Annotated in this window: 17 protein-coding genes; 12 read left to right on the top strand and 5 right to left on the bottom strand. The window is 34.6% G+C overall.

Annotated features, from left to right (window positions below; translation table 11 throughout):
• Genes ccoG through EV197_RS04360 form a run of 3 tightly spaced genes read left to right on the top strand, consistent with a single transcriptional unit; the run spans nt 1 to nt 2,642 of the window.
• Nucleotides 1-1,422: a cytochrome c oxidase accessory protein CcoG gene (gene ccoG, locus EV197_RS04370; protein WP_130285511.1), complete on the top strand. Its 1,422-nt coding sequence runs from the start codon at nt 1-3 to the stop codon at nt 1,420-1,422.
• A gap of 51 nt (nt 1,423-1,473) precedes the next feature.
• Nucleotides 1,474-1,920, top strand: coding sequence for a FixH family protein (locus EV197_RS04365; protein ID WP_130285510.1), 447 nt, complete (start codon nt 1,474-1,476; stop codon nt 1,918-1,920).
• A 2-nt stretch (nt 1,921-1,922) separates the two neighbouring features.
• The gene (locus EV197_RS04360; protein ID WP_130285509.1) at nt 1,923-2,642 is read left to right on the top strand and encodes a sulfite exporter TauE/SafE family protein; all 720 of its coding nucleotides are present in this window, start codon (nt 1,923-1,925) and stop codon (nt 2,640-2,642) included.
• A 109-nt stretch (nt 2,643-2,751) separates the two neighbouring features.
• On the opposite strand, the gene hemN is transcribed toward EV197_RS04360, so the two are convergent.
• The 4 genes from hemN to EV197_RS04340 all read right to left on the bottom strand — a co-directional run bounded on the left by hemN (nt 2,752) and on the right by EV197_RS04340 (nt 7,323).
• On the bottom strand, nt 2,752-4,116 hold the full coding sequence (gene hemN / locus EV197_RS04355; protein ID WP_130285508.1) for an oxygen-independent coproporphyrinogen III oxidase: 1,365 nt from the start codon (nt 4,114-4,116) through the stop codon (nt 2,752-2,754).
• A gap of 1 nt (nt 4,117) precedes the next feature.
• Nucleotides 4,118-4,951, bottom strand: coding sequence for a universal stress protein (locus tag EV197_RS04350; RefSeq protein WP_130285507.1), 834 nt, complete (start codon nt 4,949-4,951; stop codon nt 4,118-4,120).
• Between the two features lie 85 nt (nt 4,952-5,036).
• A complete protein-coding gene (locus EV197_RS04345; RefSeq protein WP_130285506.1) occupies nt 5,037-6,092 on the bottom strand; it encodes a response regulator in 1,056 nt (351 codons plus the stop codon).
• A gap of 4 nt (nt 6,093-6,096) precedes the next feature.
• Entirely contained in the window at nt 6,097-7,323 is a 1,227-nt protein-coding gene (locus EV197_RS04340) for a PAS domain-containing sensor histidine kinase (RefSeq protein WP_130285505.1), read from the bottom strand.
• A 227-nt stretch (nt 7,324-7,550) separates the two neighbouring features.
• On the opposite strand from EV197_RS04340, the gene EV197_RS04335 reads away from it, so the two are divergent.
• From EV197_RS04335 to deoD, 8 genes are all read left to right on the top strand, one after another.
• On the top strand, nt 7,551-7,958 hold the full coding sequence (locus EV197_RS04335) for a hypothetical protein (RefSeq protein WP_130285504.1): 408 nt from the start codon (nt 7,551-7,553) through the stop codon (nt 7,956-7,958).
• A gap of 18 nt (nt 7,959-7,976) precedes the next feature.
• Nucleotides 7,977-8,867 (top strand): DnaJ C-terminal domain-containing protein, encoded by an 891-nt coding sequence (locus EV197_RS04330; protein WP_130285503.1) that lies wholly within the window; start codon nt 7,977-7,979, stop codon nt 8,865-8,867.
• Between the two features lie 11 nt (nt 8,868-8,878).
• Complete coding sequence (locus EV197_RS04325) at nt 8,879-9,175, top strand: chaperone modulator CbpM (protein ID WP_130285502.1); 297 nt, start codon at nt 8,879-8,881, stop codon at nt 9,173-9,175.
• Between the two features lie 82 nt (nt 9,176-9,257).
• Entirely contained in the window at nt 9,258-9,542 is a 285-nt protein-coding gene (locus EV197_RS04320; RefSeq protein WP_130285501.1) for a hypothetical protein, read from the top strand.
• Nucleotides 9,543-9,675: 133 nt separating this feature from the next.
• Nucleotides 9,676-10,563, top strand: coding sequence for an RsiV family protein (locus tag EV197_RS04315; protein WP_130285500.1), 888 nt, complete (start codon nt 9,676-9,678; stop codon nt 10,561-10,563).
• 109 nt (nt 10,564-10,672) lie between these two features.
• Nucleotides 10,673-10,972: a thioredoxin gene (gene trxA / locus EV197_RS04310; RefSeq protein ID WP_130285499.1), complete on the top strand. Its 300-nt coding sequence runs from the start codon at nt 10,673-10,675 to the stop codon at nt 10,970-10,972.
• A gap of 2 nt (nt 10,973-10,974) precedes the next feature.
• A complete protein-coding gene (gene deoC, locus EV197_RS04305) occupies nt 10,975-11,616 on the top strand; it encodes a deoxyribose-phosphate aldolase (protein ID WP_130285498.1) in 642 nt (213 codons plus the stop codon).
• Between the two features lie 8 nt (nt 11,617-11,624).
• Entirely contained in the window at nt 11,625-12,323 is a 699-nt protein-coding gene (deoD, locus tag EV197_RS04300) for a purine-nucleoside phosphorylase (protein WP_130285497.1), read from the top strand.
• 69 nt (nt 12,324-12,392) lie between these two features.
• Here the strand turns inward: deoD and EV197_RS04295 are convergent, their stop codons facing one another.
• Entirely contained in the window at nt 12,393-13,235 is an 843-nt protein-coding gene (locus EV197_RS04295; protein WP_130285496.1) for a universal stress protein, read from the bottom strand.
• A 136-nt stretch (nt 13,236-13,371) separates the two neighbouring features.
• Here EV197_RS04295 and EV197_RS04290 point away from each other — a divergent pair, with 136 nt between their 5' ends.
• A complete protein-coding gene (locus EV197_RS04290) occupies nt 13,372-14,616 on the top strand; it encodes an MFS transporter (RefSeq protein ID WP_130285495.1) in 1,245 nt (414 codons plus the stop codon).
• Nucleotide 14,617 lies beyond the last annotated feature (1 nt).

Genomic DNA, 14,617 nt, shown 5'->3' with positions numbered 1-14,617 from the left:
TTGGAAACACAAGGAAACGAAAATTTTAGAGATTCCATCAGCACTATAAGTGAAGAAGGAAAACGTGCCTGGATTTATCCAAAAAAGCCTGATGGTAAATTTTATACCTACAGAGCTTGGGTAAGCTATGGGTTGTTATTATTTCTTTTCCTAGCTCCGTTTATTAAAATTAATGGCAATCAATTTTTACTTTTTAATGTACTAGAAAGGCGTTTCAATATATTTGGAGCTCCTTTTTGGCCACAAGATTTTCACCTTTTTGTCATTTCCATGATTATAGGAGTCATCTTTGTCACCCTTTTTACCGTTGCGTTTGGTAGATTATTTTGTGGATGGGTATGCCCGCAAACTATTTTTATGGAAATGGTATTCCGTAAAATAGAGTATTGGATAGAAGGAGATCGTGGTAAACAAATACGCTTAGACAAACAACCTTGGAATGCTGAAAAAATACGAAAAAAAGGACTCAAATGGAGTTTGTTCTTTTTTATTTCCTTCTTAATTGCTAATGTATTTTTAGCCTATCTCATTGGTAGTGATAAGTTATTGGGATATGTTATTGAGGGACCTTTACAACATACCTCAACGCTAGTTTCATTATTAATATTCACCACAGTATTTTATTTTGTATTCGCCTGGTTCAGGGAACAGGTCTGTGTAATCGCTTGTCCTTATGGAAGACTACAAGGTGTTTTACTTGACTCAAAATCGGTGGTGGTTGCCTACGATTATAAAAGAGGAGAAAAAGAAAAAGGTAGAGCAAAATTTAAGAAGAATGAAGATCGAGCAACTACTGGCAATGGGGATTGTATTGACTGCTTTCAATGCGTGCACGTGTGCCCTACCGGGATAGATATACGAAACGGTACTCAACTAGAATGTATTAATTGCACTGCATGTATTGATGCCTGTGATCATATGATGGAAAGTGTAAACTTACCTAAAGGTTTGATACGGTATGCCAGCGAAAATAATATAGCCAAAAAAGAAAAATTCAAATTTTCTACAAGACTTAAGGCCTATACGGCGGTACTGATCTTATTAATCGGTACTTTTATTAGTATGCTGTTTTTACGAAATGATGTGGAAGCCAATATCCTAAGAATTCCTGGTCAATTATACGAGCACCGAGATAATAATATAATTAGCAACGTGTATACCTTTAAATTAATTAATAAGACCACAGACACGATCAATAAAGTAGAATTTAGATTGCTCTCGCACTCCGGAGAGATCCAAACGGTGCGCGATAGAACACTAAGTGTGCCTGGACAAGGGTTATCAGAAGGCACATTATTTATTAATATTAAATCCAATGCATTAGTAGAGGATAAAGTGAAAGTAAAAATAGGTATCTATAGTGGAGATACACTGATTGAAACCACTAAAGCATCCTTTTTAGGACCACGTCGATATCGATAGTTTCGATAAAAATGAATTATTTACTGAAATACAACAATTAAAATATATACCATGAAAATAAACTGGGGTACAGGAATTGTAATCGCTTTCGTTTGTTTTATAAGCTTTATTCTATTTTTTGTTGTTCGGATGAACACCGAAGATAAGTATAGCCACGATTTAGTAACGGATGATTACTACAAAAAAGAGCTTGCATTTCAAGATGAAATTAATGCGCTAAAGAATGCAAATTCATTATCAACAAATGTTACCCTGATCGAAGAAAAAGGAGCATTACGAATCCTTTTTCCGTACAACAACAATGTTGATGTAATTTCAGGGTATGTAGACTTTTATAGACCATCAGACAAGAAATTAGATTTTAAGCTTCCTATTCGGTTATCAGAATCAGCTATGGTAATACCAACTAAACATTTAGCAGCAGGTCGATGGGACATCACTATTAGTTGGCAGATCGAAGATGAAAAATTCTTAATTAAAAAATCGATAAAATTATAAATATGTTGCTCAGCGGTTTTATCTTAGGACTTATAGGCAGTTTGCATTGTATAGGAATGTGTGGCCCCATCGCTTTTATGCTTCCTATTGGCCGTAACACGCCACCTTTGACAAAGGGACTATACATCACTCTATATCACATCGGTCGATTGTTAGCTTATGGTTTAATTGGTGTCGTTTTTGGATTTATCGGTAAAGGACTATCTTTATTTGGTTGGCAACAAGCGCTTTCTATAAGTATTGGAGCTTTGATGATTATATCTGTGGCATCTCATTATTTTGTAAGGTTTAAAAGTTTACGTTTGCTTCCTGTACAAACCTGGGTGCAACGATTGAAAAACACCTTAGGGGCTCAATTTAAGCGAAAAAGCCCAGACACCTTTCTGACTACAGGGTTTCTCAATGGCTTTCTGCCTTGTGGGATGATCTATATAGCTGTTTTAGGTACATTATCCTTTGGCAATATTGGACTCAGTGGACTTTACCTAATTTTATTTGGTCTTGGCACAGTTCCTTTAATGACGCTGGCAGCTTATCTTGGCACCTCATTACAGCTCCAGTCTCAACAGCGTTTGCAAAAGCTAATTCCGATTGTAGTGGTACTCATCGGAATGTTATTTATTATCAGGGGTCTTGGATTAGGGATTCCTTATCTATCACCGGATATACCCAATCTTACTACAGTTGTAAATGCTAATTTCAACTGCTCTGTACCCAAATAAGATCAAATTATATTTATAATTTGAATACTTCTTTTTTTGATCCAATAACCCAACAAAAAATCCCAATATTCAATTGGGATTTTTTAAGTTTTAATTTCTTTGCATTAGTTTATACCGTCATTGAAAACAATTTAGTGTCTGGCTTTTTATCTTGTAATCGTAAGTCGAATGCCATACATATATTACGCACAAAAGGTTTTCCTTTGGTAGTTATCTTTAGCTCCTTTCCTTTGAGGGCAACTAAATCATCGGCTATCATTTCGTGTAATCTTTCCAGGATATCAGTTTTTTCTTCTTCAGAAAGACCATCTTCTTGAAAACTTGTTTTAAAAGTACACATCAAGTCAAGAATATGCTTTCGGATAATAGTATCTTTTTTAGAAAGTATATGGCCTCGATAAACTGGTAGAATTCCCTCAGCTAATAAATGATTGTACTCCTCTACTCCTTTTACATTTTGTGCAAATCCAGTCCAGCTATCACCAATGGCTGAAACGCCTAAACCAATCATAAGCTTAGTTTTTGAAGCAGTATATCCCATAAAATTTCTATGCAACGCATTATGCTGCATCGCTTGATAAAGACTATCCTTTTTTTGTGCGAAATGATCCATACCAATTTCGGCGTAACCGACTTCTTCTAATAAAGACTTACCTGTTTCATACTGTTTTCTTTTTTCTTCTCCTGCAGGTATATCTTTTTCATCAAATCCTCGTTGCCCATTTCCACTTTGCCAAGGTACGTGTGCATAGCTATAGTACGCCAAACGATCCGGAGTTAATTCTTTTGTTTTCAAAATCGTTTTTCTGACCGCTTCGCTTGTCTGATGTGGTAATCCAAAAATGATATCGTGCCCTACCGATGTATATCCTATTTCTCGTGCAGTTTCTGTAACATACTTAACAGCTTCAAAAGATTGAATTCTATGAATCGCCTTCTGTACTTTATGATCATAATCCTGTACTCCAAAACTTACTCTTCTGAATCCTAAATCATACAAAGTCTGTAAATGTTCTTTTGTGGTATTATTTGGGTGCCCCTCAAAACTAAATTCATAATTTTCGGCAAGATCGGTATGTTTTAGAATTCCTTGTAGTAATAGTTTTAAATTCTCCGGTGAAAAAAATGTCGGAGTTCCTCCTCCCAGATGTAATTCTTTAAGCTTTGGCTTTGCTTCAAAAATCTGTTGGTATAAATCCCATTCTTTGAGTACGGATTTAATATAAGGAATTTCTACATCGTGTCTTTTCGTAATTCGTTTATTACACCCACAAAACGTACACATACTTTCGCAAAATGGTAAATGGATGTAAAGACTAATACCTTCTTTATCATTGCTGGTGTCAAATGCTGTTTTTACAGATTTTGTCCAGGCTTTTAATGAAAAAGTAGTGTTATCCCAATACGGAACAGTGGGATAACTGGTATATCTAGGCCCTGGAATATTATATTTATTAACTAAAGTACTGCACATATTATTCGTGTAAAATTAAAAATGGAATTTCGGTATGGTAGGATATTTTTTCAACAAGTGGTCTAAACAAAATTCGTTGAAAGAAGTTTAAATTTTTGGCCACCATTGTAATTAGGTCTATGTCATAGCTGTCTACAAAAGATTGTACCGCTTGTTCAATGTTCTCATTAGATAAAAAATAGAAACCGTGCGCTGTATCATCAAGGCTCTCGTGTAGATAACTTTTATTCTTTTGTTGACATTCCGTTAGTTCTTTTTCTTTTTTGGCTACGTGAAGTATTTTCAACGTTGCCTTATTAAAACTGATAAATTCTTTTACGGTTTCTACTATTTTGGATTTATAATAGATATTATAGTCTGTTGGAAGGGCTATCCTTTTTACTGGTGTATACCTGGCATTTTCAGGCACTACCAACACTGGGCATTTTACTTTTGTAATTACATCTCCGGTATTGGTTCCTATGGTCATTTCTTTAATGCCTGATGCTCCCTTAGTGCCCATAACAATTAAATCAATTTCCTTTTCTGAAATTTGTTTTCTAATGGAGTCAACAAAAAATAGAGATTCAAATACGGTTTCGAATTGATGCTTAAGATTAGGATATTGCTTTTTGATCTTGTCTAGGAGCACCTTCATATTCTCCTTTACTTTAGAAGAACTCTTTGCCAATGTTGGCGCAGCATTATAGACATTATCCTCAAATACATAAGGATTATGCGTTTCAACGTGAAGCAAATAAAACGTGCATTCCTTTTCCTTTAAAAAGGACAAGCCGTAAGAAATTGCATTCCACGAGTTCTGCGAAAAATCTGTTGGAATTAAGACTTTTTTCATCAATACCACTTTCTCTAATTACCACAAAAATATTGTAGTAGGTATTGTTAAAAAATGACAAAAGTCAGTTTACCACATTAAGCTGCTATTCCAACTGCTGAAGTTTTTCTAGATCTAAAATCTTTATATTTCTGCCCTCAATATCAATTAATTGCTCCTTTTTAAAGCTTGACAATGTTCGTATTAGGCTTTCTGTAGCGATACCAGCAACACTAGCTAAATCACTTCTGGAGATTTTAATACCATCCTCCGGTTTTTTATTGAGCACTTCAGCAAATTGAAGTATTGTTTTTGCGGTTTTCTTTCGTACAGAGCTATAGGCCATTTGTAGTAGTTGGTCCTTTACACCCGATAAATTGTCGGTTAAAAGCTCCATAAATTCTAAAGACACATTTTTACTCTTTTCTAAAATATCCTTTAAATCTTTTTTAGAAACTGCTGCCAGGGTTGTTTGTTCAACAGCTGTAGCAGACTCTTGGTAAGGCGTATTATCCATAAATGAGGTAAATCCTAAGAAATCATCAGCTTTATAAAGTGCTGTGATTAACTCCTTACCATTTTCGTCCATTTTATGTGACTTGATAACCCCGTTTAGAATTAAAAAGACATTATTAGAATGGTCTCCTTCTTTATATACCATTTCACCTTTTTTATAGCTAGTAATAGTGCCATAATCATCAAAAAAAATCTTGAGCTCGTGTAAGCTTCGCAAATGCTCCTCATCCTCGGATTGAATAGATTTAGAAGCGCCCTGTACTACATCTTTTAATAATTTTGATTTAGCCAATCGACTTTCTATTGCGCTTATTAGTTCTTCCTCATCAAAAGGCTTGGTAAGGTAATCGTCTGCACCCATATCCATTCCTTTTCGTATTTCTTTATGTTCCGTTTTTGCGGATAAGAAAATAAATGGGATATAACTGGTTTTTTTATCGAGGGCCAATGCTTCTAAAACTCCGTATCCATCAATTTCTGGCATCATGATATCACAGACGATAACATCTGGTAGATGTGCTTTGGCTTGTTCAATCCCTAACTTTCCATTAGGTGCAGTAATTACTTCATACTCGGATAATTCTAAAAGCTCTGCTGTGTTTTCTCTTAAGGCCGTATCATCTTCGATTAAAAGTATCGTTTTCATTTGGTTACTTTGGATTTTGATGGATTGGAACTTGAATGGTAAAAGTAGATCCTTCTCCCTGCTTACTACTAAAAGATATGGCTCCCCCTAAATTTTCGAGGTGCGTCTTTACGATATTAAGTCCTATTCCTGTTCCTTGATTAAGCAAAGCATTCTCTGCTCTGAAATATCTATTGAATATATATTTTTGTTCTTCTTTTGGTATACCAATACCCTGATCCTTTACACTAAAGTATAATTTATCCTGCTCTGTTCTTACATTGAGATCTATGGATGTATGCTCGGCAGAGTATTTTATGGCATTATTAATTAAATTAGACAGTATCAATTCCAAAATCTTTTCGTCAAACTCAATGATACATTCATCAATATCGTCTGGGTAATTGATACGTTGACCATCTTTAAGTAACATATTAGCATCATATACCACTTCATTAACCACCTTACTCAACGGAAACGTACTGTACTTGTAGGTTACTTTTCCTGTTTCTAAGCGCTCTATGGATAAAAAATCATTTAAAATAGTATTAAGATACTTTACCTTGCTCTTTATGGTATTGAGATGTTTTTCTCGTTTTTCTTGTTGTTTCTCGGCGGTATATTTACCGACTAGTGTAGCTGAAGTAAGGATACCACTAAGCGGGGTTTTAAATTCATGAGAGACCAGCGACAAAAACTTTGTCTTTAATTCATTGAGTTCTCTTTCCTTTTGTAAAGATTCTTGAGCACGTGCTTCAGCTTCCTTGCGTAAAACCACCTCATCTTCTAAGTCTGTAATCGTTTTATGAAGTGCTTTAGTTCTCTGCTGTACTTTTTCTTCTAACTCTTGATTGAGATTTTGAATTTTCTCCTCTTGTTTTTTCCGCAGGGTAATGTCTGATACCAATGCCATCACATATTTCTCTCCCTCAATAACAAAAGGGTTTAAACCCGCCTCAACAGGAAAAACAGCACCATCCTTCTTCTTACCATATAAATTTCTACCGTGAGCCATCTGGCGTTTTTGCCCCTCGCGTACAAAATTATCGACATTTTTGCTATGAGACGGCTTGTATTTTTTAGGAATTAATACATCTAAATTTTTGCCTATCAATTCATTTTCTGAATAACCAAACATCTCTAAAACAGAAGCATTTGCCACCACAATAACCTGATTTTTGTCAACGACCACAACCCCTTCGGAGATCGCCTCAGAGAGAATGTTAAATGTATTGTCCTGGGCTTTTAGCATATTATAAGTAATACGTATTACTGCACTAATATCGATTTTTTTTAAAACACCTACAAAAAGTTAGCAAAGTATTGAAATCGAAATATGATGATCGTCATTGTTTCAGATAAACCAAGGATGTACTTTAACGAAAAATTAAGCACTCAAAAAAACACTAGTTAGTATCTTACTACTAAGTAGTAGTGGTTACTAATTACTGTAAGCTTTAACTCAATAAAACTATACTTATGGACACAACCGCAAAAAATATTCCTGTTACATTCTATGAAAACCTGGGTAAACTGTTTTATGCCATGGCAGCTGCCGATAAGGTAGTCAGAAAAACAGAGGTAGATGCATTAAAAAAATTAGTCACTAAAGAATGGGTGCCGATTAAACAAGATACAGATGAATTTGGTTCAGACACGGCTTTTCAAATTGAATCCGTTTTTGATTGGCTAGACAACGAGGGTACAAAAGCTCAAGAAGCTTTTCAAGATTTTAAAGATTACTATGTAACGCATCAAGAGTTTTTTAGTACTGCTATTAAAACTAAAATAAGACAAACCTGTGATGCTATTGCTGCTTCCTTTAGTGGTAAGAATAAATCAGAACTCGCCATGTTAGCCAACTTACACCTATTATTTCAACAATAATAAGCTTTAGTTCTATTTATGGATTACATTGATTATTACAAAGTTTTAGGTATCAACAAAGATGCTACTGAAGCAGATATTAAAAAAGCCTATCGCAAACTAGCTCGAAAATACCATCCGGATTTAAATCCAAATAACTCAGAAGCTGAAAAGAAATTTAAAGAAATTAATGAAGCACATGAGGTATTAGCCAATCCTGAAAATCGTAAAAAATACGATCAGTACGGAAAGGATTGGCAACACGCAGAAGAGTTTGAAAGAGCGAAGCAATCCCGTAGACAATATCAAGGACAGCAAGGTAGATCAGAATTTCACAGTAATTTTGGTGAAGGTGATTTTTCGGATTTCTTTGAAAGTATGTTTGGCGGAGGTAAGCGAAGCTATCGTAGCAGACAGGCAAAATTTAGAGGAGAAGATTATAATGCAGAGCTTCACCTTGATCTTATGGAGGTGTTAACTACGCATAAAAGAACCCTAACCATAAACAATAAAAACATACGTATTACGATTCCTGCTGGAGTAGAAAACGGACAGACTATTAAAATAAAAGGACATGGAGGACCAGGTATGGGTGGTGGTCCCAATGGGGATCTATACCTGACTTTTGTCATTGCAAACAATACTCCATTTAAACGTGACAAATCTAATCTATACCTAACAAAAGAGATTGATCTATATACCGCTGTATTAGGAGGAGACATTACGATTGATACACTTAGTGGTAAAGTTAAGCTAGCCGTAAAACCGGGGACTCAAAATGACAGTAAGGTAAAGCTAAAGGGCAAGGGATTTCCGGTGTATAAAAAGGAAGGTCAGTTTGGAGACCTCTATATAACCTATAAGGTTAACCTACCTACCTCCTTGTCACAAGAGCAGAGGGACTTATTTAAAAAATTAGCTAAACTTTAAATAGTAATGCCATGAGCAAAGAATATTTGGTTTCTATCACTCAATTCTGTAATCAACATCAAGTTGAAATAGAATTCATAAATACGTTGCAACGTTATGGGTTGATAGAAATAATTACCACAAATTCAAAGGAGTACTATCTCCATCAAGAGGAATTACCCAAACTTGAAAAAATTGTATTATTACATCAAGATTTAGACATAAATCTCGAAGGTGTAGAAGTAATCATGCGATTATTGCGCCAGGTAGAAGAGATACAAAATGAAGTAATTACCTTAAAAAACAGACTTCGTTTATACGAAGATTAAAAATCGTTTAAGTATGATTTTTATCATATTTTAAGAGCTCTCCAAAGTGTAGTTTTACATCATAATTCAAAAAGATATAATTATGACACTGTATACAAAATTAAGCACTGACTTTACCGAAAATTACATTGGATACTCCGCTTTAGCAATCATCGTTTCTACCTGTTTGGGATCCATCGCAATTATGGCAACCTTAATGAATGGTCATAATCTACTACAAATGTTTATGGTATTTCTAAGCGTTGTCGTATGTAGTGCTCATAATGCAGCCATATTAACCGTTCAAAAACCAAAAGTTGTATTTGACTTATTAGTATTGAGCGTTATAACTAACTTGATAATTTTTTCTGGAAATATGCTTTTTTAAAATCATTCGCGATTTTGATTAGGAGGAGAAAGACGGAAATATTTCCGTCTTTTTTTGTGTAAAATGTGATTAAAATCATAGATAAGAACTGAAATGTGTAGTATTTTTATACTATACCTAAAACTATAAATTTATGAAATACTATATAGTAACCCTCTTAGCTTTGACACTGGTTTCTTGTGGCAATCAACAATCGGATAGCAAACAAGAAGAGCATAAAGAAGAACCAAAACTTGTAGAACAAGATTCCTCAAACAAAACTGAAAATTATTTTTCAGAAGAAAGCCTGGAGTACGATCAAGAAAAAACAAAGGCTATTAAAAAAGAAATACTTATTAAAGCAAAAGATGACAAACTTAACCTGCAAGATATTATTGTAGATAAGAGCTTTTTTAAAGAAAGTGACTTTTATATTATTGACTATAGGTATCCTAATCTCAATGAAGCAAACAATAAACAATACGCTACATTCAATGATTATGTACAAAAAAAATATCTAAATATAGAAGCCACAGAAAATGATTTATTAGATGATAAAGAAATGCTTTGCGATTCTATCAACGGTGCTATCCAAAAAGATAAACGATATATAGATTACAAGGTATATCAATCAAAAAACGACCTACTTAGTGTGTTAATTTATAAAGAAAATTACTATGCAGGTATGAAAAACAGTACCTATAGTTTTGATTGTATTAACTATGATTTAGAAAAAGGAGAATTCATCGAGTTCGATGATTTCTTTAAGCCAAATTCTCAAAGTGTCGTTTTCAATAAGATTAATGAGATTATCACCGCTGAAATTGAAAAAGGCAATTTGTATTACAACTGCTGGGAAATTTCGCAAGGAGATTTTGAAGTCTATCAAAATAATTTTGTCATTAAAGATGATGCTATTCTTTATTATTTTGATGACTGCGTCATTTGTCCTTCCTACACCGGAACTTATTATGTTAGCATCCCTATCAAAGAATTATTACCCATTATAAAGGCATATAACAACGAGCCAGTGGTAAGTTAACCTAAGTATTATTCGTTATTTTATTCTTAAAAACAACTAATTTTGATTCATAACCTTTACAAGTTTGCTTAGAGTTACCTAACTTTAGTAACAAACCGCAAATAAAATTATGAAAGATAGTTTTTCAAATATTATAAATTCAGATAAACCGGTGCTGGTCGATTTTTATGCGGATTGGTGTGGTCCCTGTAAAATGCTTGCTCCGATTCTAAAGGAAGTTAAAGATGATCTTGGTAATCAAATTAAGATCATAAAAGTAGATGTCGATAAAAATCAAGATCTCGCTGGCAAATTTCAAGTAAGAGGTGTACCCACGATGTTGTTATTTAAAAACGGCAAACAATTGTGGCGCCAATCAGGCGTATTACAAAAACAGCAAATTGTAGAAGTCATTAACAGTTACCATTAATTATGGAGTTTGGTAAATTTATAGATCACACCCTATTAAAACCCAATGCGACAGTAGATGATATCAAAAATTTGTGTGATGAAGCAAAACAATACAATTTTTATTCTGTTTGTGTCAATAGCTATTATGCTGCACTTGCCGACAGTCAGTTAAGAAATACAGATATCAAGGTTTGTGCTGTTGTAGGATTTCCATTTGGGGCTCAAAAAGCATCCGTTAAAGCTTTTGAAGCAAAACAATGTGCGCAAGATTGTGCGGATGAAATTGATATGGTGCTCAATGTAGGCATGCTCAAATCGGGCTACTATGACTTAATTGAAGAAGAAATCCGAATGGTTAAAAACGCCATCGAAGAGCGTACCTTGAAAGTTATTTTTGAAAATTGCTATCTTACTGATGAACAAAAAAAAATTGCCTGTAATTTAAGTATTAAGGCTGGAGCTGACTTTATTAAAACCTCTACCGGTTTTGGTACGGGTGGAGCCACCTTAGCAGATGTGGAATTAATGAAAAAAGAAGTAGGCGATCGTATTAAAATCAAAGCCTCTGGCGGTATTAGAGATCGCGAAACAGCGGTGGCTTTTATCAGAGCCGGAGCCGAAAGAATTGGAACCTCATCAGGTATTAAAATATTATCCGAATAACGCTTTGTATGAGTACTCATATCGCAGCCAAAAAAGGCGAAATCGCTGAAACTATTCTACTCCCTGGAGATCCACTACGAGCGAAATGGATAGCAGAGACTTTTTTGGATCAGGTAGTTTGTTACTCTGAAGTACGGGGTATGCTTGGATTTACGGGTAATTATAAAGGAAAAAAAGTTTCTGTTCAAGGAACAGGTATGGGGATACCCTCTGCTTTAATTTACTGCAATGAATTAATTACCGATTATGGAGCAAAGAATTTAATACGGGTTGGCTCTGCTGGATCTTATCAGCCTCATATCAAACTAAGAGATATTGTAGTTGCTATGGCAGCCTCCTCAACTTCAGGCATCAATAATTCCAGGTTTATCAATGCGGACTACTCGCCTACTGCTAATTTTGAACTTTTTGAAAAAGTAATTGCTTTTACCAAAAAACATAATATTGCTATAAAAGCCGGCAATGTATTGTCTGCTGATGAATTTTATGAAGATGATCCCTTGTCCTATCAAAAATGGGCAGAATTTGGCGTATTGTGCGTGGAGATGGAAACCGCTGGGCTATACACCGTTGCCGCTAAGCATAATGTAAAAGCACTTTCGATTTTAACGATTTCAGATTCCTTAGTCAGTGGCGAAAAAACTACCGCAGAAGAACGCGAAACTACTTTTTCTACTATGGTTGAAATTGCATTAGGTATTCTATAGAAAAAGGACCAAAACACACCTCAGCAAAGCGGTTCTGATCCTTTATACTAAACACAAACTCTTATTTTTTTACATTTTGAAGGTGATCACCGGCTTAGTAGCATGATTTGCAATATCCTCTCCTATACTTCCACTAAAAAAATGAGCTAAACCTCTTCTGCCGTGGGTTGGGATAGCAATGATATCCGCATTAATTTTGTTACTGTAGTGAAAAACTCCTTTTTCTACACTAAAATCACACCAATACACTACTTTTTTAAATACTTCATCTGCCGTTTCAGGATCAGCCTTGGTCAAAAAGCCTTTGATACGTTCATCAATTTCTAGATTGCTCCTAAATCGTTCTCCCGGTAAGTTGATGTACAATAGGGTGAAATCCATATCAAAACGTTCAAATAATTTGATAGCATTATGATAAGCTTTCAGGCTTGGCAGCTTAAAATCGCAAGCAAATACTGCAGATTCCATTTTAAAATCTTCAGCATTTTCCTTAATTACCAGCACTGGTACATTGGAGGTACGGACAACTTTTTCGGTATTGGAACCAATAAAAACATCTTCTCTTAGATTAGTGGTACCATGAGAACCCATAATAATCAAGTCAATATCTAGCTCTGTAGCTAAATCATTGATTTCGCTAAATACTTTGTGGTTCAACACCCTTTCGGTAATTTTTACATCGGCAAGGAAATCCTCCTGTAATAAGGAATCAAATTGCTTTTCTGCCAATTTCATATAATACATGGCCTCTGCCACTTCTTGCTCTTCATTCTTGATCAATACAGCCTCTGTGATACCCAACATATGTAAGGCAACAATTTCAGCATTCTGTTTTTTTGCTATATGGGCTGCAACTTTTAGTGCTTCCGTAGAATACTTAGAAAAGTCTACAGGTACAAGTATCTTATTCATCACGTTTGTTTTTTAAAATTGATACTCAAAACTAAAGATCATAAGGGGCAATAACTATGATAAATATCATAAACCGAAAACAAATAAATTTCAAACCCTTATTTTTACTACTCAACGTTTCCAATATTAAAGCCATATGAACGAAAGACACCCTACAAATCATACAAATGTGATGAGTGAGCAAAAGCATCCATTATCTGCATATTCCCTTAGTAAATCAAGGGTTTTAGAACAAATAGGACATCACGGCTTACTGATGCTGCTATTTGCATATATGACTACGGATACTATACAAATGACCAGTGATATAGCGATAAGGGTTTATGAATCTACGCTAATCCTCATATTGTTTTCAGGTATTCTTGGTGGTTTTCTTGGAGACTTTTTTTTCAGTAATAAAAAATGTATTTTTTTTGGAGTTCATTTTCAGGCTGCAGGTGCAGCATTATTAGCCATATCACTTTCAGCTACGCTTTATCCGGGATTATTTTTACTTGTTTTGGGTAGTGGACTCTATACCCCCAATATAATTGCCAGTTATGGAAAGTTGTACTTTAACAACACTAAAATAATGGACGCAGGCTTTACCTTATTTTATGTAGCAACTATCCTAGGTAGTTTTGTAGGCGTTTTGGCAATAGGGTATATAACTGAAATCTTTGGGTATCAAACTGCTTTCTTAATTTGTTCCGTTTTGATTTTATCTTCCATTACACCCGTCATTATCAGCTCAAAATATCCTGATCCAGATATTGACCTGACTACTATGATGAAGAAAAAGCCTATAAATGGAGCTAAAGTAATCAGTGCTATGATCTTAGTGGGTATTTTTTGGGGTGTATATGAAATTGCATACCTCCCAATACTTTCAATAAATTTAGGCTTGGATCAATTGCATTCCATTTTCTTCTTTCAGGCTGATTGGCAAACCTTATCCCAAATTTTTAGTATCCTCCTTGGAGTAATTGCAGCTTTTGTATGGTTGTATATTTATAATCGTCAAGTCATTAAAATTATAGTAAGTTTTGTACTTGCTGGTGTAGCGTTAACAACCTTATTCTTTATACCAGAAAGCAGTACTTCAAACCATTTACCATTCTATATCATCTCAGCCTTATGTTTGTCCATTGCTCAAATTCATATCATCCCTATTGTATATTCAGTTATTACCAAATATGCTAATCCAAAATATCTGACAATAATGATTAGCCTGATATTTATCCCGTCAAAAGTAACCTCGGTCTTCTTTGAATTCTTGAACCAGCGTTTTTATGAAGCTAAAAGCATTGGACTGATTTTTGGAATATCTGTAGCTGCTATAGTAAGTTTAGCTTTATTAATATATTGGCAAAAAAGTAGAAAATTACCCACAAGTGGTTAAT

The sequence above is a fragment of the Aquimarina brevivitae genome (assembly GCF_004216895.1).
In the GTDB taxonomy this organism is placed as follows: Bacteria; Bacteroidota; Bacteroidia; order Flavobacteriales; family Flavobacteriaceae; genus Aquimarina; species Aquimarina brevivitae.
This window is presented reverse-complemented; position numbering and strand designations above follow the sequence as displayed.

Coding starts and splice junctions, on each gene's coding strand:
- EV197_RS04340 (WP_130285505.1), bottom strand. CDS start 7,323: ATGCTAAAAGCCCAGGACAATACATTTAACATTCTCTCTGAGGCGATC.
- EV197_RS04345 (WP_130285506.1), bottom strand. CDS start 6,092: ATGAAAACGATACTTTTAATCGAAGATGATACGGCCTTAAGAGAAAAC.
- EV197_RS04360 (WP_130285509.1), top strand. CDS start 1,923: ATGTTGCTCAGCGGTTTTATCTTAGGACTTATAGGCAGTTTGCATTGT.
- trxA (WP_130285499.1), top strand. CDS start 10,673: ATGAAAGATAGTTTTTCAAATATTATAAATTCAGATAAACCGGTGCTG.
- deoD (WP_130285497.1), top strand. CDS start 11,625: ATGAGTACTCATATCGCAGCCAAAAAAGGCGAAATCGCTGAAACTATT.
- EV197_RS04315 (WP_130285500.1), top strand. CDS start 9,676: ATGAAATACTATATAGTAACCCTCTTAGCTTTGACACTGGTTTCTTGT.
- EV197_RS04350 (WP_130285507.1), bottom strand. CDS start 4,951: ATGAAAAAAGTCTTAATTCCAACAGATTTTTCGCAGAACTCGTGGAAT.
- EV197_RS04325 (WP_130285502.1), top strand. CDS start 8,879: ATGAGCAAAGAATATTTGGTTTCTATCACTCAATTCTGTAATCAACAT.
- EV197_RS04320 (WP_130285501.1), top strand. CDS start 9,258: ATGACACTGTATACAAAATTAAGCACTGACTTTACCGAAAATTACATT.
- EV197_RS04335 (WP_130285504.1), top strand. CDS start 7,551: ATGGACACAACCGCAAAAAATATTCCTGTTACATTCTATGAAAACCTG.
- deoC (WP_130285498.1), top strand. CDS start 10,975: ATGGAGTTTGGTAAATTTATAGATCACACCCTATTAAAACCCAATGCG.
- EV197_RS04365 (WP_130285510.1), top strand. CDS start 1,474: ATGAAAATAAACTGGGGTACAGGAATTGTAATCGCTTTCGTTTGTTTT.
- EV197_RS04295 (WP_130285496.1), bottom strand. CDS start 13,235: ATGAATAAGATACTTGTACCTGTAGACTTTTCTAAGTATTCTACGGAA.
- EV197_RS04290 (WP_130285495.1), top strand. CDS start 13,372: ATGAACGAAAGACACCCTACAAATCATACAAATGTGATGAGTGAGCAA.
- EV197_RS04330 (WP_130285503.1), top strand. CDS start 7,977: ATGGATTACATTGATTATTACAAAGTTTTAGGTATCAACAAAGATGCT.
- hemN (WP_130285508.1), bottom strand. CDS start 4,116: ATGTGCAGTACTTTAGTTAATAAATATAATATTCCAGGGCCTAGATAT.